This window comes from Paenibacillus alginolyticus DSM 5050 = NBRC 15375, from assembly GCF_000422905.1.
Lineage (GTDB): Bacteria > Bacillota > Bacilli > Paenibacillales > NBRC-103111 > Paenibacillus_E > Paenibacillus_E alginolyticus.
In genome coordinates, this window is record NZ_AUGY01000017.1 from 81,126 (window position 1) to 106,243 (window position 25,118).

At 46.7% G+C, this 25,118-nt stretch carries 25 protein-coding genes, 1 pseudogene and 1 riboswitch; of the genes and pseudogenes, 5 read left to right on the top strand and 21 right to left on the bottom strand.

The window, feature by feature from the left end; all coding sequences use genetic code 11:
- Window positions 1–47: 47 nt before the first annotated feature.
- A complete protein-coding gene (locus G519_RS0109685) occupies window positions 48–1,025 on the top strand; it encodes an aldo/keto reductase (protein WP_029194510.1) in 978 nt (325 codons plus the stop codon).
- A 59-nt stretch (window positions 1,026–1,084) separates the two neighbouring features.
- On the opposite strand, the gene nadE is transcribed toward G519_RS0109685, so the two are convergent.
- The 17 genes from nadE to G519_RS42440 form a co-directional block, all read right to left on the bottom strand.
- On the bottom strand, window positions 1,085–1,894 hold the full coding sequence (gene nadE, locus G519_RS0109690) for an ammonia-dependent NAD(+) synthetase (RefSeq protein ID WP_029194511.1): 810 nt from the start codon (window positions 1,892–1,894) through the stop codon (window positions 1,085–1,087).
- Window positions 1,895–2,065: 171 nt separating this feature from the next.
- The gene (locus G519_RS0109695) at window positions 2,066–2,503 is read right to left on the bottom strand and encodes a BrxA/BrxB family bacilliredoxin (RefSeq protein ID WP_029194512.1); all 438 of its coding nucleotides are present in this window, start codon (window positions 2,501–2,503) and stop codon (window positions 2,066–2,068) included.
- A 121-nt stretch (window positions 2,504–2,624) separates the two neighbouring features.
- Window positions 2,625–3,032, bottom strand: coding sequence for a DUF3905 domain-containing protein (locus tag G519_RS0109700; RefSeq protein ID WP_029194513.1), 408 nt, complete (start codon window positions 3,030–3,032; stop codon window positions 2,625–2,627).
- A complete protein-coding gene (locus G519_RS0109705; protein ID WP_029194514.1) occupies window positions 3,029–3,916 on the bottom strand; it encodes a prolipoprotein diacylglyceryl transferase family protein in 888 nt (295 codons plus the stop codon). Before G519_RS0109705 ends, G519_RS0109700 begins: the two co-directional genes overlap by 4 nt.
- A 66-nt stretch (window positions 3,917–3,982) precedes the next feature.
- Complete coding sequence (locus tag G519_RS47335) at window positions 3,983–4,864, bottom strand: polysaccharide deacetylase family protein (protein WP_161632915.1); 882 nt, start codon at window positions 4,862–4,864, stop codon at window positions 3,983–3,985.
- Between the two features lie 200 nt (window positions 4,865–5,064).
- Window positions 5,065–6,045, bottom strand: coding sequence for a substrate-binding domain-containing protein (locus G519_RS0109715; RefSeq protein WP_244280081.1), 981 nt, complete (start codon window positions 6,043–6,045; stop codon window positions 5,065–5,067).
- Window positions 6,046–6,054: 9 nt separating this feature from the next.
- Window positions 6,055–7,845: a cache domain-containing sensor histidine kinase gene (locus tag G519_RS0109720; protein ID WP_029194516.1), complete on the bottom strand. Its 1,791-nt coding sequence runs from the start codon at window positions 7,843–7,845 to the stop codon at window positions 6,055–6,057.
- Entirely contained in the window at window positions 7,842–9,458 is a 1,617-nt protein-coding gene (locus G519_RS0109725) for a response regulator (protein WP_029194517.1), read from the bottom strand. The genes G519_RS0109720 and G519_RS0109725 overlap by 4 nt, the downstream gene beginning before the upstream one ends.
- A 107-nt stretch (window positions 9,459–9,565) precedes the next feature.
- Window positions 9,566–10,600, bottom strand: a complete 1,035-nt coding sequence (locus G519_RS0109730; RefSeq protein WP_029194518.1) for an ABC transporter substrate-binding protein — start codon at window positions 10,598–10,600, stop codon at window positions 9,566–9,568.
- 60 nt (window positions 10,601–10,660) lie between these two features.
- Window positions 10,661–11,662 carry an ABC transporter permease gene (locus G519_RS0109735; RefSeq protein ID WP_174806669.1) on the bottom strand — a complete coding sequence of 334 codons (1,002 nt, stop codon included), beginning with the start codon at window positions 11,660–11,662 and terminating at the stop codon, window positions 10,661–10,663.
- Window positions 11,663–11,685: 23 nt separating this feature from the next.
- Entirely contained in the window at window positions 11,686–13,188 is a 1,503-nt protein-coding gene (locus G519_RS0109740; RefSeq protein WP_029194520.1) for a sugar ABC transporter ATP-binding protein, read from the bottom strand.
- Window positions 13,189–13,666: 478 nt separating this feature from the next.
- The gene (locus G519_RS0109745; RefSeq protein ID WP_029194521.1) at window positions 13,667–14,353 is read right to left on the bottom strand and encodes a PspA/IM30 family protein; all 687 of its coding nucleotides are present in this window, start codon (window positions 14,351–14,353) and stop codon (window positions 13,667–13,669) included.
- Between the two features lie 3 nt (window positions 14,354–14,356).
- Complete coding sequence (locus G519_RS0109750; RefSeq protein WP_029194522.1) at window positions 14,357–14,809, bottom strand: PspC domain-containing protein; 453 nt, start codon at window positions 14,807–14,809, stop codon at window positions 14,357–14,359.
- A 2-nt stretch (window positions 14,810–14,811) separates the two neighbouring features.
- Window positions 14,812–15,474: a PspA/IM30 family protein gene (locus tag G519_RS0109755; protein WP_029194523.1), complete on the bottom strand. Its 663-nt coding sequence runs from the start codon at window positions 15,472–15,474 to the stop codon at window positions 14,812–14,814.
- Between the two features lie 43 nt (window positions 15,475–15,517).
- On the bottom strand, window positions 15,518–15,814 hold the full coding sequence (locus tag G519_RS0109760) for a LiaF transmembrane domain-containing protein (RefSeq protein WP_029194524.1): 297 nt from the start codon (window positions 15,812–15,814) through the stop codon (window positions 15,518–15,520).
- A 552-nt stretch (window positions 15,815–16,366) separates the two neighbouring features.
- Window positions 16,367–16,609 (bottom strand): hypothetical protein, encoded by a 243-nt coding sequence (locus G519_RS50095; RefSeq protein ID WP_029194525.1) that lies wholly within the window; start codon window positions 16,607–16,609, stop codon window positions 16,367–16,369.
- 47 nt (window positions 16,610–16,656) lie between these two features.
- A riboswitch (cyclic di-GMP riboswitch) is annotated at window positions 16,657–16,751 on the bottom strand.
- Window positions 16,752–16,951: 200 nt separating this feature from the next.
- Entirely contained in the window at window positions 16,952–17,641 is a 690-nt protein-coding gene (locus tag G519_RS42440) for a 3D domain-containing protein (RefSeq protein ID WP_036632520.1), read from the bottom strand.
- Window positions 17,642–17,929: 288 nt separating this feature from the next.
- Between G519_RS42440 and G519_RS53495 the strand changes: the two are divergent.
- From G519_RS53495 to G519_RS53260, 3 genes and pseudogenes are all read left to right on the top strand, one after another.
- Window positions 17,930–18,049 (top strand): annotated as a pseudogene (locus G519_RS53495) (ArsR family transcriptional regulator); the annotation flags it as partial.
- A gap of 94 nt (window positions 18,050–18,143) precedes the next feature.
- A complete protein-coding gene (locus G519_RS53255) occupies window positions 18,144–18,302 on the top strand; it encodes an SRPBCC domain-containing protein (protein ID WP_244280082.1) in 159 nt (52 codons plus the stop codon).
- 47 nt (window positions 18,303–18,349) lie between these two features.
- Window positions 18,350–18,676: an SRPBCC family protein gene (locus tag G519_RS53260; protein WP_307720114.1), complete on the top strand. Its 327-nt coding sequence runs from the start codon at window positions 18,350–18,352 to the stop codon at window positions 18,674–18,676.
- Window positions 18,677–19,223: 547 nt separating this feature from the next.
- Here G519_RS53260 and G519_RS0109790 read toward each other — a convergent pair.
- Genes G519_RS0109790 through G519_RS0109800 form a run of 3 tightly spaced genes read right to left on the bottom strand, consistent with a single transcriptional unit; the run spans window position 19,224 to window position 21,168 of the window.
- Window positions 19,224–19,907, bottom strand: a complete 684-nt coding sequence (locus G519_RS0109790; protein WP_029194526.1) for a hypothetical protein — start codon at window positions 19,905–19,907, stop codon at window positions 19,224–19,226.
- Window positions 19,907–20,800, bottom strand: coding sequence for an ABC transporter ATP-binding protein (locus tag G519_RS0109795; RefSeq protein WP_029194527.1), 894 nt, complete (start codon window positions 20,798–20,800; stop codon window positions 19,907–19,909). The genes G519_RS0109790 and G519_RS0109795 overlap by 1 nt, the downstream gene beginning before the upstream one ends.
- Window positions 20,800–21,168, bottom strand: coding sequence for a GntR family transcriptional regulator (locus G519_RS0109800; RefSeq protein ID WP_029194528.1), 369 nt, complete (start codon window positions 21,166–21,168; stop codon window positions 20,800–20,802). Before G519_RS0109800 ends, G519_RS0109795 begins: the two co-directional genes overlap by 1 nt.
- A gap of 561 nt (window positions 21,169–21,729) precedes the next feature.
- Between G519_RS0109800 and G519_RS42450 the strand changes: the two genes are divergently transcribed.
- A complete protein-coding gene (locus tag G519_RS42450; RefSeq protein ID WP_051253291.1) occupies window positions 21,730–22,716 on the top strand; it encodes a metallophosphoesterase family protein in 987 nt (328 codons plus the stop codon).
- A gap of 191 nt (window positions 22,717–22,907) precedes the next feature.
- On the opposite strand, the gene G519_RS47340 is transcribed toward G519_RS42450, so the two are convergent.
- Complete coding sequence (locus tag G519_RS47340) at window positions 22,908–25,103, bottom strand: hypothetical protein (protein ID WP_029194529.1); 2,196 nt, start codon at window positions 25,101–25,103, stop codon at window positions 22,908–22,910.
- Between the last annotated feature and the right edge of the window lie 15 nt (window positions 25,104–25,118).

The following is a 25,118-nucleotide window of genomic DNA, read 5'->3' on the forward strand; positions in this document are numbered from 1 at the left end:
ACTAGGGTTATACTGGGTATAGACTAAAAGCTGGGAGGCCAAACATAATGAGAATCATGCCACTTGAGAAACGTGGAATATCAAATAGCCGAGTCGTCTATGGATGTATGGGAATTGGCGGGGAATGGAATACGACTCCTTATACAAAGGAAGATTTCATCATCGCTGAAAAAGCTGTAGAAGCTGCATTGTCGATTGGTATTACGATGTTCGATCATGCTGATATTTATAAAAAAGGCAAATCCGAGTCTATTTTCGGAGAAATCCTCAAAAAAAGACCCGATCTGCGCGACCAAATCATTCTACAATCCAAATGCGGCATTCGCCCTGGTGACGGCGTACTTCCAACTCGCTTTGACTTCTCCAAAAGCCATATCATAAGCTCGGTTGATGGAATTCTGCAGCGTCTTGGCGTGGAACATCTGGATATTCTCTTGCTGCATCGTCCAGATCCGCTTATGGAACCTGAAGAGATTTCTGAAGCTTTTAATCAATTGAGATCAGCTGGAAAAGTGCGTCATTTCGGTGTATCCAACATGTCTTCCGCACAAATTCGTTTCATTCAAAATTCATTGCCAGAACCGCTCGTTGTGAACCAACTGGAAATGAGCCTGGCACGTTTAGACTGGTTGGATCAAGGCATTTCAGTCAACCAAAAGGCAGGCTTGGACACCAATTTCGCTGACGGCATCATGGAGCATTGCCAAATGCTAGACATTCAAATCCAGGCTTGGGGCCCTCTTGCCAATGGAAAGTTCTCCGGCAGCAGTCTCGATGATGCGCCTGAAACCGTGAGACAAACAACGGCTCTCGTACAACAACTAGCCGACAAATATGAAACTAAACCAGAATCCATCGTGCTCGGATGGCTTATGAAGCACCCTGCCCGCATTCAACCGGTTATCGGTACGTCTTCTGCAGAACGCATTGTCGCTTGCAAAGACGCTGTGAGAATATCCGAATCCCTGACTCGCGAAGAATGGTACACCCTCTATACAAGCTCCCGCGGCCAATCGATGCCATAGGATCGATCACGAAAACAACCCCCGACCTCATCTGGTCGGGGGTTGTTTTATATGAAGCCCTACACACCCGGAATCGGAATCCGCTTATGCTCCGTTTTCAAATATTGCTTCTCCAGCTTCTCCTGCACAGCGGGATCAATTTGCTTGCCCTCGAGGTAGTCACTGTTATCTCCGTATGTAATTCCCAGCTCATTCTCGTCCGTCTGGCCGTCCCATAGTCCGGCTGTCGGAGCTTTATCCAGCACGCTTTGCGGTACGCCAAGCTTCGAAGCAAGTGAACGCACTTGACGCTTGTTCAGCGTGCTCAGCGGCGTAATGTCTACCGCACCGTCGCCATATTTGGTGAAGAAGCCCGTGATTGCTTCCGATGCATGGTCTGTCCCTACAACGATCAGGCCCAGTTCGAATGCAAGTGCATACTGCATAACCATGCGTGTCCGCGCTTTGATGTTGCCTTTGCCGCCGCGGCTTACATGCTGATGGACGCCGATATGCTTGAGACCATACTCGACTTCAATGGCGATTTCGTCGACGGCTTCTTCAATATTGTTCTCGATTTGATATTTCAAATCGAAGGCTTTTGCCACTGCGTAGCTATCTTCGATATCCACTTGCTGACCGTAAGGCTGAAACACGCCGACGGTTTTATACTCTTTGCCCTTCTCAGCCGTTAGCTCGTCCGTCGCTTTCTTGCATAATCCCGCAGCCACTGCACTGTCGATACCGCCGCTGATAGCAATCAGCAGGCCGTTTGCCTTCGCACCCAATACATAGTTTTTCAGAAAGTCCACACGTTTGCGGATTTCTTCATCCACATCAATCTCCGGCTTAACGCCGAGCTTCGCGATAATTTCCGTTTGCAAACTCATGCATCTCTCCACCTTTTCTATAGTATGAAACCATTCGTTCTTTAAGATTTAGTATAGACTTTCAATCTTGAAATTTCAAAGGTCAATCCGACGGACATGGGTCCAAAAACAAAAAGACCCACTTGCAATTGCTGCAAGGCGGGCCTTTCCAAATATCATTAATGCTATTTATTATTTGCAGAATTCATTGAAGGCACTAATTAAGTCGCCAGCAATCATATCCGCGGAGCGGTCTTCGATTTGGTGACGTTGAATGAAGTGTGCAAGTTCACCATTCTTGAATAATGCGATGGAAGGGGATGATGGCGGGTATGGCGCTAAGAATTCACGCGCTTTCGCTGTTGCATCCTTCTCTTGTCCAGCGAACACCGTGTATGTGTACGTTGGCAGTGTATCGTTTTGAAGTGCTTTGGCTACACCTGGACGGCATTGGCCGGCTGCGCAACCACAAACGGAATTGACGACAAGCAGCATCGTGCCATCCTTCGATTTTTCAATCGCTTCTTCTACTTGCTCTGGTGTAAGAAGCTCAGTAATACCCAGACGAGTCAAATCTTCTCTCATCGGTTTAACCATATCTTTCATGTAAGAATCAAAAGACATTGCCATATGTGCCACCCCTTAGGATTTATTAGTTACTCTCAAAACGTAATCGTTACAACTTATATTATACATCCGATAGCCGTGAAAGCAAAGTCTAATGTCCTAAATAGAAATAAAGCGAAAGCTTTTACGCTTCCGCTTCATCTTCCTTCTTCTTGCTTGAAGCCTGTCCAGGCTCATAGGAAACATCCTTATCCGGATGCGTGAAAATACCGCTTTGCGGTAAGATGCCTTTTTCAAAATATTCCCGATTCTCGGCACTTTGGAACCCAACATCCTTAAAAGGATGAACCCATTCATCTCCAGCCATGACCTCAGGGTCGGTCTCAGCCGTCCACTGCTCTAGCGGGGAATTGTCCGATTCATACTCGTGATCACCAATAACGACGCCATGCTCATTCACAAAAGCTTCTCGCGGACCGCGCCCCTGCTCAAACTGAGGGAGAAATTCAATCTCGAACGGATCCAGATCGCTTTGGTTCTGATTGCTCTGCTCCTGAGCGGATTTGGCCATCTTATTCTTGTCTTGCGTCATGTGGAAGGTCGGTTGGGACCGTCCAGTTTCTTATCAACAAAGCCCTCTTTCCCAGCTGGTGTTGCGGCCTTCTCGCGCTCTTGGTTTTGCTGTTCTTGCTGGATTTGCGTCTTCGAATCGTTTTGACTCATTGCACTCAGCTCCTTTCTGCTAGTATTATGTGTCAAAACGGGGAGAAGCATTCCAAGGATGAGCATGAATAGAAACACCAGCTGCGCTACGCTAAGGTACAGCAGTGTCGGTTTAGCAGTGGTAAAGAAGCTGGCCAGCATTCCTGCCGCGCCCCCATACATTAGCGAATATTTGAGCAGTATGCCTTGCCCAAGCGTCTTCTTGCGAGGTTCTATAACATGCTGCCAAATAAGCAGTGGCACAAGAAGCAGCGAAATATAAGCGTGATAAGGATGAAAACGAGATACCGTACCATCGACCCCAATGCCCCAAGGTACCGTTGTAGGCAGTCCATATGCGGGAATCAGTGCGCAGAATAGGAATACAGCAGCCGCTATTCCAATTGCGATAACATCCAGTACAAGGAAGAGTGGCGTTCGATTTTTACGAATTTGGTAGTACATATAGATACAAGCAATAAGCACACCTAAGGCAATCTCCGTGCCGGAGCCAGATACCATTAGCAGCTTCAATGGATTGTTCCATAATAGGGATGGCTGCGTCACAATGGCCCCTAGTTTCCAGGTCAACAAAACGATAATGGCACTGTTAAAAATAAGATCCTCAATAGGCTTGGCAATCACGATTTGGGTGATCTGCAGCAAACGCTGCGTGACCCTCCGGATTAGCCATAGTCCCAAAGCACACGCCAACAGCAGCGCCAGTAATTGTCCTTGCAATTGAAACGGTCCAATCTGTAACACATCAGGCATAGATAACGCCAGCCTCTCTCTTTCGACTCTCTTTATCGTAGTCAAAGTAAGGGGCATCTGCAACTGTTAAGGTTCCAAAAATTGAAACGTGAAGGAAGATTTCTTTAATTTTTCAAAATGAAAGCCGGCCGCTTGCAGCTTTTTGATCACGATAGGCAGCGCTTCTAAGGTTGTCGTTTTGTAGGTGTTGTCGTGCATAAGGACAATTATGCTCTTCTTGCCGCGGCTTGCGCTAAGCACAGAATCGATAATCATTTCCCTGGCTTGCACAGGAGCAGCCGCATCGGTTGAACTCACGTTCCAGTCGAAATACTGGTAACCCTCCTTTTTCACCTCGCTAGCTACTTTCCTCATAATGCCTCTGCCGCCAGGCTTCCAGCTCAAGTGATTATTCGAACCTCCCGGAAACCGCAAAATATCTGGACGATAACCGACCGTTTCCTCCAAGAGCTGATCCAACCTGCGCACATCCTTCATGAAAGCCTCAGGTGATTTATAAATACGATTATAGTCATGCGTGTATGTATGATTCCCAAGTGCATGGCCTTCAGCGACAATTTGCTTATAAAGCGCTCGCCCCTCGCTCGTATCCGCACCAATAACAAAGAAAGTAGCGGTGACACCGAATTTTTTTAAAATATGAAGAATCTTGCTCGTACTCTCAGAGGGACCGTCATCGAAGGTGAGATACGCAATTTTTCCAGAAGAAAGGACATGTGGAGGTCCCGTGTAGAAATGCTGCGATTCAACAATTTCGTCGTTTCCGTAAGTCTCGGTGGAAGCTGTGGATGTCTTTCCTATTCCAGTTGGTGATAGTGGCACTGTCTCAATGGATACTGATTTCGGTGCCTTCCCTATAGGTAATTCTGGTGTCGAGCATCCAATTAAACTTGAACCACTAAAAAAGATCGTTACAAGTACACCGGTAGTCCGAATCATGCTTCCCATTTCATGCTCACCCCTTTTTGCTAAGAAATCCTCTTCTTCATCGCAAACAGTCGCTCCATTACAATCCGTTCTTATTATGGCTTCCTTTGCTTTCGACATTAAACCCAATATTTCCCGGGAAATTTGTAGAAGTGCTGTTGTCTTCGTCTAAATAACGCGAAAAAGCCCCCCGCAAGGAGGAGCTTCTTAATAAAACATTTTTATTTCTCAACGAATGGAAAGAGCAGCTTTTGATTTTCTCTGGTATACATATTTTCTTTCGTGATAACCTCAGAGCCTGTATCTATGGATGCTTTAACTTTTTCCCCATTATGAACCTGAAGTGCTGTTTTTACCGCTAAATATCCCATGTTAAAAGGTTTTTGCACAATAGTTGCTTGCAGGGTCCCTCCTTCCAGGAAAGCAATTTCATTCATCGAGCTGTCGAAACCGACCAACTTAATGCTATGCTCAGGATCTAGCTCTTTCAAAGCCCTCGCAGCCCCGACCGTAGAAACTTCATTCAACCCGAAAATACCGCGAATATTCGAATGTTCAGCAAGAAGCTGTTTCGTTTGCTCATACGCTTTATCTTCAGAACCATTACTATATAACGTGTCTAAAATCTGGATGGAGGGATCATTCTTCAGACTGTCTCTCACCCCATTCTCCCTATCCAGTTGGGTTGTGGACCTTTTGACAAAACTGACGATCGCATAGGTAGCGGGTTCCTTTACATAGCGTCTCATCGCTTCCACTGCTTTGCGCCCTGCGGCATAGTTGTCAGTGGCAATCAAACTGGTCGAAATGTCGCCCTCGAGTCCCGAGTCCACGGTAACTAGCGTGATGCCGGCCCCAATTACTTTTTGAGCAGCAGGCACCAACCTGTTATAATCCGTTGCCGCCAAAATAATGGCTTTCGGCTTCAATGTGATCGCTTCTTCCACCAACTTGATCTGCTCATCGATGTCTGATTCGGAAGGCGTACCTATTACTTTAACCTCTGAGTTGTACTCTTTGGCCGCCGCAGTCACGCCTTGGTTCAAAACCCGCCAAAATTCCACATGAGGATCGATCGTCTTGGGAATGAGGATTAACGGCCTGTCCTTTGCCTCCATCCCCTTTGAAACGAATAGATACGCAGTCGTCATGAGCAGGACCACTATGACTGCAATCGCTGCGTAGTTTACTCTAATTCTCACCTTCACACCTCAATTCTCACTATCGTTATGGGCCGGGGGAATGGCCGGAATACGTACAGTTACTATCGTTCCTTCTTCCAGCTCACTCTCAAATTGCAAGCCGTACAGCTCCCCGAAATAAAGCTGGATGCGATGATTCACGTTATGCAAGCCGAAGCCTTTGCCTGACTCGGTTTGACGTGTTTTGAGCATCAACGTTTTCAATCTCTCCTCGCTCATCCCAACACCGTTATCCATCACCTTGAGCTCGATAACCCCTTCGATCCTGCGTCCCGTGATGCGTATATGACCGCGTTCCGGCAGATGCTTCATTCCGTGGTATATGGCATTTTCAACCAAGGGCTGCAAAATAATTTTTAATATTGGATAGCTTTGAATGTCCGATTCTACTTCGATCTCGTACGTAAATTTATTCCGATAACGGATGTTTTGAATCGTCAAATAGTTCTGAATGTGCTCCAATTCAACCGCAATTGGAATGAGTTCCTCCCCTTTGCTAATGCTTGACCGGAGGAGTTTGGACAGGGCCGAAGTCATCGTAACCACTTCATCCACTTTACCCATTTCAGCCATCCAAATGATAGAATCCAGTGTATTGTATAGAAAATGGGGCTGAATCTGCGCCTGCAGCGCTTTCAGCTCACTGATTCGTTTGACTTCCTGATCTTTCAAAGTTTGGTTCATGAGCTCTTTGATTTTGCTGATCATTAGGTTAAAGGTACGTGACAGTTTACTGATCTCATTCGCACCTTCTACATCGACACGAATGTCGAAGTTGCCTTTTTCCACCTGCTTCATATGGACTTCCAGTTGTTTAATCGGCTTGGTTAGGGTGATAGACAGCAAAATGGAGATCGCTAAAGCAATGATTAACGAAATGCCGCCCCACATCGCGGATGTCAGCTGCATGTCCTTCTTATTTCCGCTCAAATCCCCAGCGTAGGTAACCCCAACAATTTTCCAGCCAAATTTCGTTGTACGGACCGTGTAGATTTTGCTTTGCTCATTTTCTTGCGTATGGAACGTACTGTCCTTCGCCTGCAAAAGAGTTGGAATATCCTCTGATTTCAGTCCCGAGTAGATAAGTTGCTGCTGAGGATGATAAATCAGGTCGCCTGCTTGGTCGAGTATGAAGACGTACCCTCTTTGCCCCAACTGTATTTGGTTGCATAAATCATTAATGACGTTATAGTTCAGATCGACCAATAGAACTCCGCTTGCTGCTCCAGGCAATGGATTTGGCATTTGCTTACTAATCGATACGACCCATTTGTACTCATCCTTATATAGGTGCTGAACGTGTGAGGGAGAAATAGCCACATCGCTATTGTCTCTATTCGCTTTGCTGTACCACTCTTGCGTAATTAATTCGGCATATGATTTGAAATTAGCATCCATGCGTTCCGATACGATGGCACCGTTGGAGCCCGCAAATACGATGGAAGCGATATCATTTCGAGAAGCAACAATCGCATGAAAATAACTGCTGATCTGACTCGCCAACTGCACTCCTTCTGCCTCTTTCGGGTTCTTCAAAGCCAAGTATCGTTTCAGATCCGCGTTGCTCAGCGATAGAGCAGATATACTTTCCATGTTACCGATGTAGGTTTGGATATTTTTGTTTACTTGCTCGATAAGCTGTTTGGTATATTCCAATGAAGTATCCGTAACAGCCACCGTAGAGAGGCGATAAGCGCTGTAGCTAAGGATGATGGTTGTGCAAAGAATTAAGCACGAGAACGCCAGTGCAATCTTCGTATGAATGCTTTTGAATTGAATAGGACGCCGCCAGGTTCTCATAGGCTCGGCAACCCTTTGCGCGCTGTTCTGAATTCTTTGGGGGTCATGCCTGTATGTCTTTTGAAAATAACACTGAAATATTGCGGATCATTGTAGCCAACCTTAGCGGCCAATTCATAGGTTTTGAGCTGCGATGCAGCGAGCATTTCTTTGGCTTTATCCAAACGGTATCGGGTCACGTACTCGACGAAAGTCTCACCCGTATGCGGTTTGAACAAGGCGCTGAAGTAGCTCATGCTCATATAAATATGATTGCAAACCTGCTGAAGCGAGAGCTGTTCGTCCGCATAATGCGTATGAATGTAGGCGACCGCGGCTTCCATCTGAGCTTGAGACACTTTGGTTCGTTTCTCAGCCAGCAGGTCCACGAGTGCTAGACAAATTTCCTCTAACCAGAGCCGCACATCATCTAAGGTTTTCCTCGCATATAACTGCATAAAAGAATGATCGCCAAGCACCGCAGTTTCTTCGAAACCAGTCTCCACCAATACATTCATTAAGGCGACGAGCAGTTTATTCAGTTTGCCGTAGCATTTATCCATCGAGCAGGTGCCCTTCTTCAATTCATGGATCCAATCCTGCAGCGTAAGCGTTACGATCGTCTTTTCACCTATTTTAATGGCAGAAATCAACTTCTTCTCCATATGGATGTAACTAAGATTGTCCAAGCTGCTCCCAAACTCCATATCCCCAATCGAAATGATCCGGTTCTTCCCGAGCAAAAAACGGTAATCCAGCGCAGAAATCGCTTCCTGAAATGCTTTTGGCAGGTCTTGCAGATCGCTATACGTGCGTCCAATGCCCATCGTTACCGTCATGCTCAAATATTTCTCGATGCTGTGCCTCACATGTTCGGCAAGTGTTTGACAGGTCAATTCGATCCTTTCCGAATCGCCAGAGAGCAGTGCGACAAGCTTGTCATCACGCGTTCTGAATACGATGCCGCCTTGTTCTTTCTCCATAATTTCATGAAAAATGTTATAGGCTGCAAAGCGTAACAGCTCCTCCTCGGCCACCTGGTCACTATAGAACTCACGGTGAAACTCATCAATATCAAGAGCAAGTACCGTAAAACTAGGACCGCTCAAAATAAGTCCAAGCATCTGGAACTTGCGTTCAATTTCATCTTTTCTCATGCAGGATGTAACTAACCGCTCAAGGAATCGCTCTCGAAGAAGCGGCATGCTCTCGTTAAACTGATGTCGGAGAAAGGTGACATCTTCCCGCTGTTTGCGCTCCTCATCCAGCTCTAGCCTTAACTTATGAAGAAATTCGGTAAACTCTGCGGAGTTGATCGGCTTCAGTAAATAATCTTTGACCTTGAGTTTGATCGCCTGCTTCGCATATTCAAAATCCTCGTAACCGGTTACAATAATCACTTTAACATCCCGGTAATTCGCGGCAATTAGCTCTGTCAGTTGCATGCCGTCCATGAACGGCATGCAAATATCTGTAATGACGGCATCCGGCTGCAAACGCTCCAGCGCCTCATAGGCATCTCGGCCATTATCGAAATCTCCAACCAGTTGGAAGCCGCAGGCCTCCCAATTCGTCTTCCGCTTGATGCCTTCTCTGACTTCATCTTCATCGTCAATCATGATGATTTTGTACATTATGGGTCACCTCTGGCGAAATCGAATTAAGCTCTATGTGTATTGTACACAGCAGTTTCATGAAATGACAATAGAGGCTGGCCCGAATGGGCGCAGCCTCTTTATTCTTATTCGTAGAGCAGCGGCTTGATGTCAGCAGCATCAATGTTCGTTTTGTCGTACCAGTGGAAGCCTGTATCGATCGATTTAGGAACCGTCTCCCCTTTAATCGCTTGGACGGCTGCTTTCACTGACCAGTAGCCGATGCCGATCGGATCCTGTGTAATAGCACCTGCCATCTTACCGCTGCGGATCGCATCCATTTGCTGCTTGCCGGAGTCGTAGCCGACAACGATGATTTTGCCGTCTTTTTTCAGCTCTGTCACGGCATTGATTACACCGATCGCGGAGCCCTCGTTCGCACCGAAGAAGCCTTTAATATTCGGATGAGCTTGGATAATGGCTTTGGCCAAATCTGTGGATTTGAGTTGATCGCCTCCGCCGTACTGCGTATCAACAATTTTGATATTCGGATATTTCTCTTTGATCCGATTCGTGAAGCCATCCCGGCGATCAATACCCGTACGGCTCGTTTGGTCGTGGACGACAAGGGCGATCTCTCCCTCGTTGCCGATGAGCGATGCCATTTTGTCCGCTGCCAGCGCGGCGGCAGCTTTGTTATCGGTGGCGGCTGTCGTCACCGGAATGTCGCTGTCCACACCAGAGTCAAAGCCGATGACGGGGATTTTGCTTGCTTTAGCCTTCTCCAGCAGCGGCGTAGCCGCTTTGCTGTCCAGCGCAGCGAAAGCGATGGCTTGCGGTTTTTTGCCCAATGCAGCCTGCAGCATTTCAATTTGCTTATCCACTTGCGTCTCCGTTTCCGGACCTTCGAATGTTATTTCAACATTAAATTCTTTGGCGGCTTTCTCAGCCCCCTGTTTAACAGCTTGCCAGAATTGGTGCTGGAAGCCTTTTGAGATGACCGGAATATAAATTTTATCCGATTTGGCCGCCGCAGGAGCCGCAGTTGTTGATGCTGCTGGCGCAGGCGTTGTCGCCGCCGTTTTCGTATCTGTTGTTTTGGCACCGCATGCCCCAAGTACGATCGTCGTTAATAATAAAAGCGATGATGCTACCGCAAATTTCTTTGTCCGTTTATGCAATCTTAATCTCCCCTTACGTATAATTTGTTGTATGTGACTCCGATTTGGAGTGAAATACCTTTATTTTTTGCGACGTCTCATCATATCAGCGTAGACTGCTAACACAACAACAACCCCTACAATCACTGTCTGCCATTCTTGCTTAACAGATAAGATGCGCAACCCGTTCGTGAGTACACTCATAATGAGGGCGCCAATAACAGTTCCGAGAATGGATCCTTTACCGCCGCTTAAGGAAGTCCCGCCGATGACAACAGCAGCGATCGCCTCCAGTTCATAACCAGAGCCAAGCGCGGGTTGAGCGGAATTGAGGCGGGAGGCCATCATAATGCCGGCGATACCGCTGAACACGCCAGTCAGTGAGTAGATGACAATTTTCCAATAGTCTACGTTAACGCCGGAAAGCCTCGTGGATTCTTCATTGCTCCCTAGGGCAAAGTTATAGCGTCCAATGATCGTCTTCGATAAAATAATGCTGGCAATGACAGCAGCTCCGAAGAAGACGAGAATCGCGTTCGGAATTTCGAAGCCGGGGATGATCGAATTAAGTAAGGACCCCATCGAAATCTGCGAAAATGCCGTCGTATCGTTAAAATAGATCGGCTTCGTCCCAGAGATGACGAGTGAAAGACCTTTGGTCACCATCATCATAGCTAGTGTTGCAATGAATGGCGGAATTTTCATCTTCGCCACGAGAAGCCCACTGATGAGACCGCAAATGGCTCCAGTGGCAATGCCCCCGATAATGCCAAGCGGCATCGGTAAATGCCACGTTGTGATGATGACTCCCGCCATCACCGATGAGAAGGTCATCACCGTTCCAACAGCCAGATCAATCCCGGAGGTGATAATGACGAACGTTGAACCTAGCGCAAGCACGCCGATAACGGCTGTTGAGAGCATAATGGCTACGATGTTATCGAATTGAAAAAAATTACTAGAAGATATAGAGAAGATAATAACCAGCATAATCAAACTGGCGAATGCCAGCAGCTTCTGTGCAGCGCCGGTTTGCCCAGACATCGTGGGCACTATTTTTTTACGTACAAGCCATGTTGACATTATGATTCCTCCTAAGACATCCGCTAACTGATTCGCATCGTGGCGTATTTCATAATCGCTTCCTGGGTGGCGTCCTGTTGACGGAGCTCGCCGGTAATTCGTCCTTCACACATGACCATGATGCGATGGCTCATGCGCAATATTTCGGGCAGCTCGGACGAAATCATAATGATCGATTTCCCCTGTGCGGCGAGCTCATCCAACAGCTTATAAATCTCTGTCTTCGCGCCAACATCGATCCCTCGCGTGGGCTCATCGAAGATGAGAATGTCGCAGTCCCGCAGCAGCCATTTACCGATAACGACCTTCTGTTGATTGCCCCCTGACAGGAATTTGACTTGCTGATGAATGCTTGGCGTCTTGATTTGAAGCGCTTCCACAAAATGTGAGGCCGACTGATCAATCTTGCCATCGTGCATCCACCCGAGCAGACGTCTCGCTTTGCGATAAGAGGCTATGGCAATATTCGTCTTCACATCCATATCCACCATGAGCCCGTAGCGCTTTCGATCCTCGGATAAATAACCGATCCCATGCTTTACGGCATCATGCGGGGCCTTGAGCTGGACCTTGTGTCCGTGGATGCGTATGTCGCCCGAGTCAATCGTATCAGCGCCGAAAATAGCCCTCGCCACTTCGGTACGACCGGCTCCCATAAGACCCGCGAAGCCAAGAATCTCGCCTTTCGCCAAATGAAAGGAGACGTCTTTCACGGCGGATCCGCGGTTCAGATTCGTAACCTCGAGCACCTTAGTCACTGACGTGTTGACGGTGTATTGCTGAGATGTGGCATACAGCTCCCTACCAACCATCATCGCAATGATCTGATCGATGGTCGTATCTTTCGTCTGTACAGTATCGATATAACGGCCGTCACGCATGACGGTGATGCGATCGGTAATTCGCTTCAATTCTTCCATCCGGTGAGAAATATAGACGATGCCTACCCCACGCCCGCGCAGCTGTTCAATGATTCGAAAAAGCTCCTCGATTTCCGCATTGGTGAGTGCCGCCGTGGGCTCATCCATGATAAGCACTTCGGATTGAAATGATAATGCCTTAGCGATTTCCACCATTTGCTGCTTGGCAACAGTCAGCTCGGACACCTTCGTGCGCGGATCGAGCTGGAGATTCATTTCGTTCAGCAGTTGCTGTGCCTGATCGTTCAGCTTCCGATCATCAACGAACAGCTTGATTCCCTTCCTCGGCTCTCGCCCAATGAATATATTTTGGGCAATCGTTAGATCCGGCATTAAGTTCAGCTCTTGATGAATCATCGAGATGCCAAGCTGCTGAGCCGCTCTCGTATTAGGGATGTTCACTTCCTTGCCTTTCAAGAAGATCCTGCCTTCATCTTTCTGATAGACACCCGTTGCGATTTTCATTAACGTGGACTTTCCGGCGCCGTTCTCGCCAACAAGCGCGTGCACTTCACCAGCTGCCAACTCCAGACGACATTGATGGAGGGCGTGCACACCAGGAAAATGCTTCTCAATTCCTTCCATCCGGACCAGAGCTTCACTCATGACCTCACCTCGTGTTTTGTTTTAACATTCGTGCTTTGCTTTAACCATTCATGCTTATGTGCTTATTCTATCTGCAATTTGCTGGAAAAAGAGTGGATAAATCTCTGCAAAAAAGTTAAAAATCTTATGATTTTGTGTAAACGATCAAATAAAACATTTGCTCCAAATAGTGTTGTATTTTATGCAACAATATGATGACAATTCCGCGTGATTCCGGCAATTGTTGCAAAAAACACAACAATTTCAACCAAAAGTAGCTCAATCGGATCAAATAAGGAAAAATTGTTGTACACCATACAACATCTATGGTTTTGCGAGAAAAAACCAACGAAATTATTGTACGTTGTACAACTTTTCCTCCAAACCCCTCCTATTTTCACTTCCCCATTAAACTTGGAGAAATAAATCAAATCAGTCACCGAATTTGAAACACAAAAAACCCCTCACAAGGAGGGGCTTCTCGATCAAACACCGTTCATTACTCGGCTTCTTTACCGTTTAATTTTTCTTTCAGCAGATTCAACTGCTCATCGACCTTAGCTTGCTTTGCAACATCAACTGGTGTGTAGCTGCCTACTGAACCCGCTGGCACGTAAGGCTTGCGAGCGATTTCCGCTTCAACTTCCATTTGGATAATTTTCTCTTCCATACGTTGGAAGCCGCGGGATGCGTTGCCGCTCTCGATGACACCGTTGTAGGATACTTGTGCCATTTGTTTTTTGGCTTTAGCCAGTTGAGCGCGGGATACAAGCTCGTTGCGTTTGTTACGCAGTTTGTAGAACTCATCTTTCATTTCGTGCAGCTGCTGTGTCAGCTCATCAGCATGTGCTTTGGAAGCCGCATATAGATCTGTGTACTCAACAATTTTATCTTCGTGGTACAATTTTTCTTCGACGGCTTGGCGAGCGATAGCCTCTTGGCCATTTTTGATCGCTGCGGAAGCTTTCGCTTCACGGTCAGCCACGAGACGAACAGACTCTTCCAAACGCTGCTTCAGCTTGCGCTCATTCGCAATTTGTCTAGCAACCGTAACTTCAGCTTGCGCGATTTCTTGCTCCATATCCCGCAAATATTGATTCAACATAACGATCGGATCCTCAATTTTATCCAATACCTCGTGAATTGATGCTTTTGTCATATCTTTCATTCTTGTAAATACTCCCATGGTTTACACGTCTCCTTTTTTAATATCAATTGGTTGTTCCAAGCGAGCGACTTTGGCTCTAAGTTCTTCTACTTCTCTTTGCAAAGCTTTCTTTTCAATATCTTTCATCATTTCATCGATATTGTTTGTCTTTCCAGCGTCGTACGGAGCATTATAGCCCGTATGTTGTGGCGCATGGTTAGGGTGCGGTTTATGATTGTTCCATGCCCCGCCATTATAGCCGTGACGGCCATATGAGCCAGCATAAGGATCAAATGGAGGCTGATCGTACCCAGGTTCCTTTGGAATAACAAGTGCAGCTACAAAGTAGATGAAAATGACCGTTCCTCCGGTGAAAATTGTGGTGATCACCACTAACAAACGCAATAGCGTTGCATCTACATTCATGGCCTCGGCGAGTCCGCCGCATAGACCAGTAACCTTCTTATCTCTTCGTGAGCGGTAAAGTTTGCTCATGATTACTTGGCTCCCTCCTGCTGCAGTCTGTTTCTCAGAGCTTCCATTTCAGCATCTACAGCCGGGTTGCCCCCGCTATAGTAGCTTTCGCGCCCCATTCGTCTTACATCGCGGAGCGTTCTGGCGTGCAACTCCATATCGGAAACGCGCTCTTCCAAGCGACCGAACATCCGTGGTGTCGCATCCTGCGCCACACTGCTGCGAGCATGCAATCTTTGCTGCAACCTTGCGGACTCCATTCGTGCTAAGTAGTAGCTGCGTTTGTCTGCCACTTCTTTGTAATCGGCTTTGAGCTGCTGCAGCTCTTCATCCAAATCAAGGATGGACTGCTTCGCTTGATCGTACAACTCATGATACTGCTCGCTTTTCTCTTCGGCTTGCAGTTTCTCTTGAAGCACGATCCTTGCCATATGTTCTTCGCCGGCCTTCAGAGCCAGCAGCGCTTGATGCTCGCGCTTCTCTTTGGTTTCCAGCGCCGTCAGATATTGCTGCCGGAGTGAAGCTGCGTGGCTTACGCATTGTTGATACAGTCTCTCGGACTGTTGAAGCTGCTCACGCTGCGCTGCTAAGTACTGGTCAATCAAGCGGACCGGGTCTTCCGATCGCTCCAGATGTTCATTCAGTGTCGCTACGGTAATGTCTCTCATTCGCCTAAATAGGCTCATCTCTCATACCACCTTTTTCACTCTCTGTATTCGTTTCATTGCATTACACCGTTCTTCTTGTCAACATCGAAACTCCGTAACATATCAACCCAATCGCCAGTAAAATGATGATCCAACCAGCTAATTTACCAATCAGGATGATGGCGCCAAGCCCTGCAATAATCCAACCGATTTTGCTGCCGTTCTGTATGCCTACATAACCAAGGCCAACCATTCCTATTGGAATCAAGTATCCCATCACCGAGCCAATAAATGGTCCCATGTGAACGCCTAGCTTATTTAACAGAATCAGTGCACCGAATGCGATTAGCAGAGCGGCTAAGCCTGTATTTCTTTTCATCGTTTCGTCACCGCCTTTCGTTGTTTGCTTTGTTGTTTGCTGTGCTCTTGTTCATGTCTTTATTTTAGGTAAAAACGAAGCTTTCCAAAACGGACTAACGACGGTATTTGTTCCTAGACCTTAGTCGGGGCGCATCTAAGACCTGTGTCAGAGCGCGACAGTGTTTGTACGATAGACGTTACTTAGCAAGCTTGGTAACTCACGCTTTTGTCATGGGAAAAAGAAGGTTTAACTTATATGAAACGACATATACCATGGTTAACTATACTTACTATCTATCCAATGAATAGCTTTCTTGGTTTCAGGAAAAATTGTGATTCAGAGGCGTGGGCATTTTGAGCAGAAGTGGACTGAGCCGGTATTTGAAGCGTAATGTGGTGGAATAAAAAAACTACCTAGCGAGACCGCAAGGTAGTTGATGATCTTTTTATATATCGTGCAACTAAAGAAATACACAGTATTTAGAGCAATTTTGTAATCGAAAAAAATCCTTGGCACTTTTGCTACGGGTCAGATGTATCGTACGGAAAGTTGGTAATGGAAACAACTCTTTTAGGAAGCAAAAAAAGTTTTGTCTGGAAAACCGTCTCCCTCTGCATAACATCTTGCAATTGCTGAAGCAGCCTTCATGAACATATGGTCTTTGGTAGTACCCGGGATCCTCTCTAGCTGCCGAAATTCTTCATTAACTAGATCAAACTCAATTTCACCCAAACTTTCTTCTGTTGGACCAAATTTGTATATGACCTTTTCCGCATCGTCGAATACTTTAATCAGCATAAGATATGTTGCCATTTCCCGACTCTCCTTTCCTTTTTTGGCAATAAAAAAACAAGCCCTTAAAGAGTAACCCGGCTATCATCCCATGACATGTGACTCATGACTTAGACCCGTGGCTTTGCGTCTCCACCTTTCGATGGATTTGCCTTTGTTCATTATTGCTTGATATTAGGTGTGTTTCAGTGATTATTTCTAGTTGTAAAGTACTATCTATTTCCATGGTATTCCATAAAATAATGAAATTCAACATTTTTCTACAAAATAGAGGGAATTCATACACAAAGTGTGTGGTTTCACACAAAAAAAAGGCCAACCGGATGTCCCGGTTGACCTTTAACCTAGTAAATGCCTATCGATTTAAACATTCTCTCTATCTAGCAAATAGACTTTCACATTCTTCTTTACGCCGAATTCTTGAGCGTCATTTAGATCATTCATGAATACATCAATTCTCGAACCGCGAATAGCTGAACCAATGTCCTCGGCTTTGCGAATGCCAATACCGTCAATGAACACCGTAGATCCTAAAGGGATTACAGCCGGATCCACGGCGATCGTGCGTCCTTCTTTGGCTTTAAGACCACTAAATGTGATGCCATACATGGGATGGGAAGCCTTTTTTCCTGTTGATTCAAAGCCCGCCGTATAAGCTGTAAGGGTTGTGTTCAACACTTTTTTGATAATTTTCTTTTGACCATTTGGTAAACCAATCTCGGATTCACTTTTCGGAATCGTTAGACTTTGACCAATGGTTAGCTGGTTCGGATTTTGAATATTGTTAGTGTTGATAAGGTCATCTACGGTAACGCCAAAATCACGTGCAATTTTGAATAGCGTATCTCCTCGGTCCACTTGATACTGCGTCTTAGACTGAACTGGCTCGGTTTGAGCCGCTGCTTCCACAGAACCTGCACTGCTTGCCATACTATACGTAGGAGGTAATTCCCCCCCATCTTCACTTTCAGGATACGAATAGGCTGGCTGCACCTGCCACAAACAAAGCAGCAAAGGAAGCGTCAAAGTTACATAAAGAATTTTACGAAACATAGTATCTCCTCCTCTTAAAAAATAATAGAGTTATAGCTACTAGATTCGTCCAATTCTATGATTTATATACGTCTCGTATTTATTTTTTTCATTTTAAAAGACAGGTGGACAGAGCGCCAAAAAATAAGCAAGAAAATGGGTAAAGAAATAAGAAAGCATAAAGTGAATATAAAACGAATCTTGGCTTAGACTAACAATTGAGAAATAGGAAAAGACTGCTGTGCGGCAGTCTTTTTGCTTTTCAATCGGTTACACATATAAGTATTCCTTTCGAAGTATATTTTGTTTATGAATAAGACTTTCAGTGCTCTCGCTGAACCAAACCGCTTGCACATCGTCGAGCTCTTACGTGACGGCCCTCTTACCGTCGGGGAAATAGCGGATCGGCTTGAGCTTCAGCAACCACAAGTATGTGGGAAGAGAGATTCGATCGTTTGGACGATTATTTGCAGCAAATGTTAGAGAAGGAAAAGAAAAAACAATTTGATTTGGAGGATTCGACATGACACAAGAAAAAGCAGGGAACAACTTCAATGCCACCATAGAAGGAGGCGAGTTGGTTCTTACACGCACCTTCCATGCACCACGTGAACTCGTTTTCAAAACATGGACTGAGGCTGAACATTTAGCTCGCTGGTGGGGACCAACAGGCTTCAATTAAACGTACACACCTTTGATCTACACCCAGGCGGCATCTTCCACTACAGCATGAAATCGGCTGAAGGCTTTGAAATGTGGGGCAAGTTTGTGTACCATGAAATTAATTCCCCTGAGAAGCTCGTCTTCGTGAATTCTTTTTCCGATGCAGAGGCGAATACGATCAGAGCACCGTTTAGCGAATACTTCCCTCTGGAGATCATGAATAAACTATCGTTTACTGAGGATGAAGGAAAAACTACACTGATCATGCGTGGAGGTCCTATCCATGCAACTGAGGAAGAACTTAAATTCTTTGAGGGCATGCATGATTCCATGAAACAAGGCTTCGGCGGAACGTTCGATCAGCTCGATGCCTACTTAGCCAAAATCGTTTAAGAGGTTAAAATGATGTTCTATGCGCTACTCTAGCAGCACTTGCCGATTCAGGTATGTTGCTTGGGTGGCGTTTTTTCTTTGGGTGATGCGGGCTTGCGCCAAAGGGGTTTAGGTTTGGTTTTATGAGGCTATGGCTGAAATATGAAGGCGGAGAAGGCGGTTTCCGCGCTTAAACCTGTAAAACGCAGTGAAGCATTCGCGGATAAGCTCAGAAAACGCGCTTATTTCTAGGGTTGACTGGAGATAGATGCGAAAAACGCGCTTATCTCCATCCAGCGCTTTATGGATTAGCGCCGGCAAGCCAAAGCTGGTTTGCTCTTAGGCAGGTAACCCGAATACGTAGCTCGATTCCGCCTCTTACGGATCTCGTTCAGGAGACTAAATAACAAAATAAGAGGCTGACTCAAAAGGTTTAATAACCTAGCGAGCAGCCTTTATTTTGTTTCGATACGGAGCGAAATCTAACAGGAATTCCATGTATTGCAACAGTGAAAACAGAGGCAGCCTAAAGATGAACGCCTTATGTGACTGCCCCTTATTCTTAATTCTAAGCCGTCGCTCTACGAAGCAATCCATAAGCTGCCACTAAGTAAACGACAACCAAAGGCACCATCCACCAGAATATATCCATATAACTATGGATGAACCAATCCAAGAGACCGCCCCACAACCCAAAGTGCGTGAAGGTATAGGAAACTACCGTACCAATCAAAAGCAGGGATGTAAAAAAGATATACATCGAAGCGCCGCCGAAACGACGGTGTAAACTGGATATCGCGAACCCGAGGAAATACATATGAAGAAGTACAATCAGATAAATACCCAGCGTGCCTATCAGCGAAAGATCGTTTAGAAATTGGATTTTAAAAAGGTGCAATCGAACTCCCCACCCATTGGTCGCCTCTTCAATCACAGACAAGATGACAAGTCCTAGGGCTGAACTAAAATTTACAATAATAGCTGTCACAGCAGTTCCAAAGAAATAATCCTTTCTACGAATACTTAGTCCCAAGGCAAATGGAAAGGTTTCTTTAATAGTAACTGTACCTGCTACTAAGGTGTAGATGAAAATCGAAACAATCGCCCCAGTGTTAATAGATTCACCTTTGTCCAACGACATCGCTATAAGAAAATTGATCAAAAAGTTTGCCCCAATAATGATCCACGGGATAGCCCACGATGCCATTTTGTTCCTCATGTGGAGCTTTACTACCTGGTTAACTTGATTCATTATTCTTCAGTCCCCTTTCCCGCGATTGATGTGCGTGTCAGATGAACGATAAGCTGCTGCATAGATACCGGAGCAAATTCAAGCCCCATGGCCTCTGCTTCCTTCCGATCCCGGTCACTTAGAGCACCTAGAATCGTTGCCGTTGCAGCCGCACCTATCGCCGTGCGTTCAAGCAGCTCTTTGCCCCGCGTGAAGGAATCCACAGCTGTCGCTAGACCGGAAACCGTGCAAGCACGACCGCGAAGAGCATCCGCATCTTCATTCATAATCAATTTGCCGTTATCGATAACCAGCACATGCTCGAGTAAGCGGCTAACTTCGTCGATGAGATGCGTAGAAAGGATGACCGTCCGCGGAAACTCGGCATAGTCTTCGAGCAAGCGATCATAGAATAGGATTCTCGCCACAGCATCCAGACCCAAATAAGGCTCATCAAAGATGGTTAAAGGTGCCCGGCTAGCCAAACCAACCACAATACCAACGGAAGAAAGCATCCCTCTGGATAGCTTTTTTATTTTTCTTTTCAAAGGCAGACGGAAATCTTCAATTAAAGCATGCGCATAAGTATGATCCCAGTTCGGGAAAAGCGATCTCGCAACCTCGATTACATCTATGACACGGAAGCTATCTGGGTACTTCTGGCTTTCTTTAATGAAGCAAATTTGATTAAGCACCCGGCTATTCTCGTAAGGTTCTTCCCCAAATACCTTCAACTCGCCGCTTGTCGCGAACTGTTGAGACGAGATCATATGCATGATCGTTGTTTTGCCTGCGCCGTTTCTGCCTAGTAAGCCATAGATTTTATTCGCTTCAATCGTGAAACTAACATGATCCACTGCTGTCACTTGGCCATAGGACTTGGTTAATCCTTTCACTTCCACAATGTTGGTCATCACGCTTTCTCCCCTCTTCGCACCATTTCCGTCAATTGTTCAACAGTAATTCCGAGCTTCTCAGCTTCTTTCACCATCGTCACGACATATTGCTCATAAAATAGTTCTTTCCGCTTCTCCATCAGCTTCGCTCGCGCTCCCTCCGCTACAAACATGCCAATCCCTCGTTTCTTGTACAAAATCCCTTGGTCCACCAACAAATTAACGCCTTTCGCTGCTGTCGCCGGATTAATTTGATAAAAGGATGCAAACTGATTCGTAGAAGGCACTTGCGATTCCTCCGGCATTCTTGACTCTATAATGTCGTCTTCAATACGCTCTGCAATTTGCACAAAAATCGGGCGGCTATCGTCCATCATTAGTCCCATTTCTCTCACCACCACATTGGTTAGTTACTCATGTAATTAACCATACAACCAACTGACTTAAAAGTCAACAGCAAAACTGATATTTGGGCTGGGCAGCAAAATAAATAAATTCCCATGGAACTGGGAATACCACTAGGGTATGTGGTTGCTTGTTTTTTGGGGAATAGGGGGTTTAAGGTAAATGCTGCTCAAGGTACGCTGGGCATAATTGTCAATCAACCAGAGAAGATTACATACTCTTAGCACCTCTGGCTTGCTCCCACTTCGCAAAGTTGTACTTTGTACAACATTAAATGAGTGAATCCGCGAGTTCGCGGCGATTGTTGTAAAACCTACAACTCTTTAGCCCAAAAACAGCTCAATATCGAGAAATAAAGCTTTTTTGTTGTACAAACTACAACAATCTCAGCTTTATTGGAAAAAATGGGCAAAAATGTTGTACGCCGTACAACTTCCCCCTCCTAAAGCCGGGAAAATTTCCGCAATCTCCTTCAGCGCAAGCTATCTCTAAGCAAGCTAAATAAGGACAATCGACAAGTCTAATTGGAAGGTGTATGCAAGATGAAATCATTACAGCTGCGAATACTTATCCTTGGTTTTCTTCTATTTTTGACCCCGTTGCGAAGCACAACCGTGGCTAGCGACAAGGTCGAGCAGCCGTTGGCTGCTCCTTTGTTTTCGTTCTCCGTGATGAGTGATGTTCACATCACTTCCTACGACCAAGTCGCTCAGCTGCGGCTGAGCCAAGCGCTGGCCGACCATCACGCGCTGCGCCCGGACAGCAAGCTGCTCGTCTTGAACGGCGACCTCACGAGTGGGAGTGAGGCCGACTACCGTAGCTTGCTGGCGCTGCTCAGCCGTAAGCCCCATGCCCCTGTGCATGCGACCATGGGCAACCACGATTACTACGGCGTGTGGCGCACGACGGAGGGCGGATTGGATACATCGAAGATGAATCCAACATGGTCGAGCAAGCAAGCGGTCGCGTTGTTCGACCGCATGATGGGCTACGATAAGCCGTATCACGAGCTTATCGTGGAGGGCTACCGCTTCCTTTTCCTTAGCGGGGAAGCGTACAGAGACGTGAACGCATCCTACGGTGAGGATGCGTTCCTCTCGCCCGAGCAGCTGGGCTGGCTGCGCGAGCGGCTTACGGCCGCGGGCTCGGCGGACGCCGGCAAGCCCGTGTTCGTGTTCCTCCACCAGCCGCTGCCGCGGACGCTGGACGGCACGGATCTGGAGCTGGGCGTCGTCCAGCATGAAGAACTGCGGGCGCTGCTCGATGCGCACCCGAACGTCATTCTGTTCAGTGGTCACACCCACTGGAACCTAGAAACGACCAGACAAGTGAAGCAGCTGAAGTTTGTTGCCGCTTCAAGTAGCTCCATCCGGGAGGTATGGAACGCGCAAAACGTGCCCGAGACGCAGGCCATCAGCCAGAGTCTCGTTGTGGACGTCTACAAGGACCGCGTGGTGATCTTGCGCCGCGAACATTTCAAAAAACGATGGATAGAGCCATCCATCGCCAAAGGATACGACGTGAAATAGGCATCTGCCGACTCCGCGGCCACCCTCCAATCGTCAAAGGAGCCTTGCAGGTGAAGGGCTTCCTTATAGCATTCCGCTCGGAGACAAACCAAAAAGACTACCTGACAAGGCTAGAAATAGCCCAATGTCTGGCAGTCTTTTTGTATGTTAACAATTTAATCTTCTTATACGAATTTCAGTCCCCATCCATACTAATGAAACTGCTTAATAAGTCTCTTAGCCGTCCCATTCGGTGTCTCAATGACCTCGTACATATTGACGACCACGCCGGAATCAACCTGCTCATTTTTCAAACCGGTGACAATAACTTTTTGCTTACCGCTGGTAAGCTTACCTGTCCCCGTCAACGTTGCTGTTTGAGTGCCAACAATTCGGCCGAGGGAATCGACCATATCGAATTCAATTTTGGAGAAATTCGAATCGATAATGACCTGATCTTCATGGGTAATATCCAAATCCAGATTAAGCTGATAGGAATAAGTCCCGCTGTTATAAAGCCAGCTTATCGAGCTGTCATTCACTTTGAGGGAGAACGGATATAAAGCAAGCGTATCGCTTTCCGTCTCTTTCTGCAGCGCTACCCGATAGGTACCGACAGATACATTGCCCTCGGAGACAGACTTATCATCATACATGTTCAATGCGAATGTCTCATCATCCGTTTGTGCTTTATTCGGAAGCAGGTAGGAATAGCTCACGACATAAGAACTTCCTGGTGTAATTTGAGTCGCAGCTGCACTTTGGCGAGAGCCTGTGTAGGTATTGCCTTTGCTGTCGATCAGCTCATTTTGAAGCTCGGGAAGGGCAAGGGTACTTGTTCCGTTGTTTGTTATTTTGTATTTAGCTATGGCTGTTTTGTAGCCTAGATCGTCGTTCTCGTGAGCATGCAGCTCCATTAAGGAGACATCTAGATTTTTGTTTACAACAGCGTTGTTGTTGAAAATTAGCTTGCTGCCAAGCTCGTAGTTCACAGCTGTTGTAAAGCCGCTTTGCGCTTCACTTGCCCCCTTAAGCAGGAAGACGGCAACAGGCATTTTACTAGTTGCTGCTGCTCCACTGCTGTTACTTGTAGACGCCGAGCTAGCAGAAGCCCCCGCCCCTGAGCCAGTGGTAGCTGTTCCCGAAGCGGCACCGCCGCTGGATGTACTTGCAGTCGAGCCAGTCCCTGAGCTACCCGTGCTAGCCTTCTGCCAAAGCACCAGCTGAGCCGCATTCGGATCAACTCCCGTTGGTAGAGTGGCGTTGAAGTAGTAAGTGGCCGTCTCCTTTGGAGCCAAGTAACCGCTGCGGGCGGCGTTATCGGTTGATACAACAGACGTGCCGGCGTCGCCGAATTGATAAGAAGCAGAGAAGGATGGCACAGAGGCGATCGCCTCGCCTTCATTACTGAGCGTGACAACGGTCTGCACATGCACACCGTCTGCTTGAATCGAATACGTCGACGTATTCGCCTTCACAGTGACCTGCTCACCCTCCTGCTGCCCAGCGTAAGCTTGTTTGGTGCCAAGCGCTGCTGTTTGAAGCGAAGTATTCAGACTAAGCGTACCCAGCGAGACATCCTCGCTTTGGTTCAAGTAATAATATTCCAGCGTGAGACCACTGGTCGGCATTTGTCGGGAAACGAGTGTTTTGAGCGTCATCGTATCCGATTGATTCGGCAGGAATGTTGTATCGGAACCGCTGGCAACCGTCGCTGTATATTTCAGCCCATTAGCATCCACGAGTCTAACTTGTAGACCGGAGGGCAGCTTAACGCTGCTCGAGCCTAAGTTTTTTGCTGAAACTTGCGTGTACATGTACCATTTTCCATTCTCCGTTACGCGAACGCTTTGGCCCAATTGAAAAGCAACAGAGGCGTCATTGGAGAGCGTACTATCAAGTGCATGCAAATTAATAATTTGCTCAGGCACCTTGACCTGTCCCTCCTGCACAACCGAGGAAACTGGCAGATCTCCTAGATGATTCATGAAATCGGCTTTGCTGAAATCCCAGCGGAAAACATCAACCTTTAATTGATCTGCTGTTTCACCTGCTGGCAGGTTGGCGTAGAAGCGGAAGCTTTGATCCTGCCCGGGGAGGACACTCGCACTCTTTTTCTCGCTTAATTTCGCCGTGTAGCTATGTCCTGCTTGATCCGTAACCCGTACCCCATATTGGTTAAAATCGATCGATTGGCTTTCCCCGTTATGTAAAAGAACGGAAAACTGAAGAGAAGAGGACGAAAGTGATGCTTGGTTTAATGTAAAATAAGAGGAGTTTGAGATATAAATCCCTTCCGATGCCGCATGAGCCGCTGGGGCCACCCACGCTGCAGCTGCAAAGCTGCCAGTCAGCAGTAGGGCAAGACCAGTCTGTTTGAATGAAATCGATGTTAATTTGCGAATCATGTTTTCATACCTCCT

What these genes read in the sequence shown, in the direction of transcription:
- G519_RS0109720 (WP_029194516.1), bottom strand. Translation starts at nt 7,845, where the DNA reads ATGAGAACCTGGCGGCGTCCTATTCAATTCAAAAGCATTCATACGAAG.
- G519_RS0109740 (WP_029194520.1), bottom strand. Translation starts at nt 13,188, where the DNA reads ATGAGTGAAGCTCTGGTCCGGATGGAAGGAATTGAGAAGCATTTTCCT.
- G519_RS0109700 (WP_029194513.1), bottom strand. Translation starts at nt 3,032, where the DNA reads ATGACGCAAGACAAGAATAAGATGGCCAAATCCGCTCAGGAGCAGAGC.
- G519_RS0109685 (WP_029194510.1), top strand. Translation starts at nt 48, where the DNA reads ATGAGAATCATGCCACTTGAGAAACGTGGAATATCAAATAGCCGAGTC.
- G519_RS47340 (WP_029194529.1), bottom strand. Translation starts at nt 25,103, where the DNA reads ATGATTCGCAAATTAACATCGATTTCATTCAAACAGACTGGTCTTGCC.
- G519_RS53255 (WP_244280082.1), top strand. Translation starts at nt 18,144, where the DNA reads ATGACACAAGAAAAAGCAGGGAACAACTTCAATGCCACCATAGAAGGA.
- G519_RS0109745 (WP_029194521.1), bottom strand. Translation starts at nt 14,353, where the DNA reads ATGGGAGTATTTACAAGAATGAAAGATATGACAAAAGCATCAATTCAC.
- G519_RS42440 (WP_036632520.1), bottom strand. Translation starts at nt 17,641, where the DNA reads ATGTTTCGTAAAATTCTTTATGTAACTTTGACGCTTCCTTTGCTGCTT.
- nadE (WP_029194511.1), bottom strand. Translation starts at nt 1,894, where the DNA reads ATGAGTTTGCAAACGGAAATTATCGCGAAGCTCGGCGTTAAGCCGGAG.
- G519_RS0109795 (WP_029194527.1), bottom strand. Translation starts at nt 20,800, where the DNA reads ATGACCAACATTGTGGAAGTGAAAGGATTAACCAAGTCCTATGGCCAA.
- G519_RS50095 (WP_029194525.1), bottom strand. Translation starts at nt 16,609, where the DNA reads ATGGCAACATATCTTATGCTGATTAAAGTATTCGACGATGCGGAAAAG.
- G519_RS0109800 (WP_029194528.1), bottom strand. Translation starts at nt 21,168, where the DNA reads ATGGGACTAATGATGGACGATAGCCGCCCGATTTTTGTGCAAATTGCA.
- G519_RS0109695 (WP_029194512.1), bottom strand. Translation starts at nt 2,503, where the DNA reads ATGGCAATGTCTTTTGATTCTTACATGAAAGATATGGTTAAACCGATG.
- G519_RS0109790 (WP_029194526.1), bottom strand. Translation starts at nt 19,907, where the DNA reads ATGAATCAAGTTAACCAGGTAGTAAAGCTCCACATGAGGAACAAAATG.
- G519_RS0109755 (WP_029194523.1), bottom strand. Translation starts at nt 15,474, where the DNA reads ATGAGCCTATTTAGGCGAATGAGAGACATTACCGTAGCGACACTGAAT.
- G519_RS47335 (WP_161632915.1), bottom strand. Translation starts at nt 4,864, where the DNA reads ATGGGAAGCATGATTCGGACTACCGGTGTACTTGTAACGATCTTTTTT.
- G519_RS42450 (WP_051253291.1), top strand. Translation starts at nt 21,730, where the DNA reads ATGAAATCATTACAGCTGCGAATACTTATCCTTGGTTTTCTTCTATTT.
- G519_RS53260 (WP_307720114.1), top strand. Translation starts at nt 18,350, where the DNA reads ATGAAATCGGCTGAAGGCTTTGAAATGTGGGGCAAGTTTGTGTACCAT.
- G519_RS0109705 (WP_029194514.1), bottom strand. Translation starts at nt 3,916, where the DNA reads ATGCCTGATGTGTTACAGATTGGACCGTTTCAATTGCAAGGACAATTA.
- G519_RS0109760 (WP_029194524.1), bottom strand. Translation starts at nt 15,814, where the DNA reads ATGAAAAGAAATACAGGCTTAGCCGCTCTGCTAATCGCATTCGGTGCA.
- G519_RS0109735 (WP_174806669.1), bottom strand. Translation starts at nt 11,662, where the DNA reads ATGTCAACATGGCTTGTACGTAAAAAAATAGTGCCCACGATGTCTGGG.
- G519_RS0109750 (WP_029194522.1), bottom strand. Translation starts at nt 14,809, where the DNA reads ATGAGCAAACTTTACCGCTCACGAAGAGATAAGAAGGTTACTGGTCTA.
- G519_RS0109725 (WP_029194517.1), bottom strand. Translation starts at nt 9,458, where the DNA reads ATGTACAAAATCATCATGATTGACGATGAAGATGAAGTCAGAGAAGGC.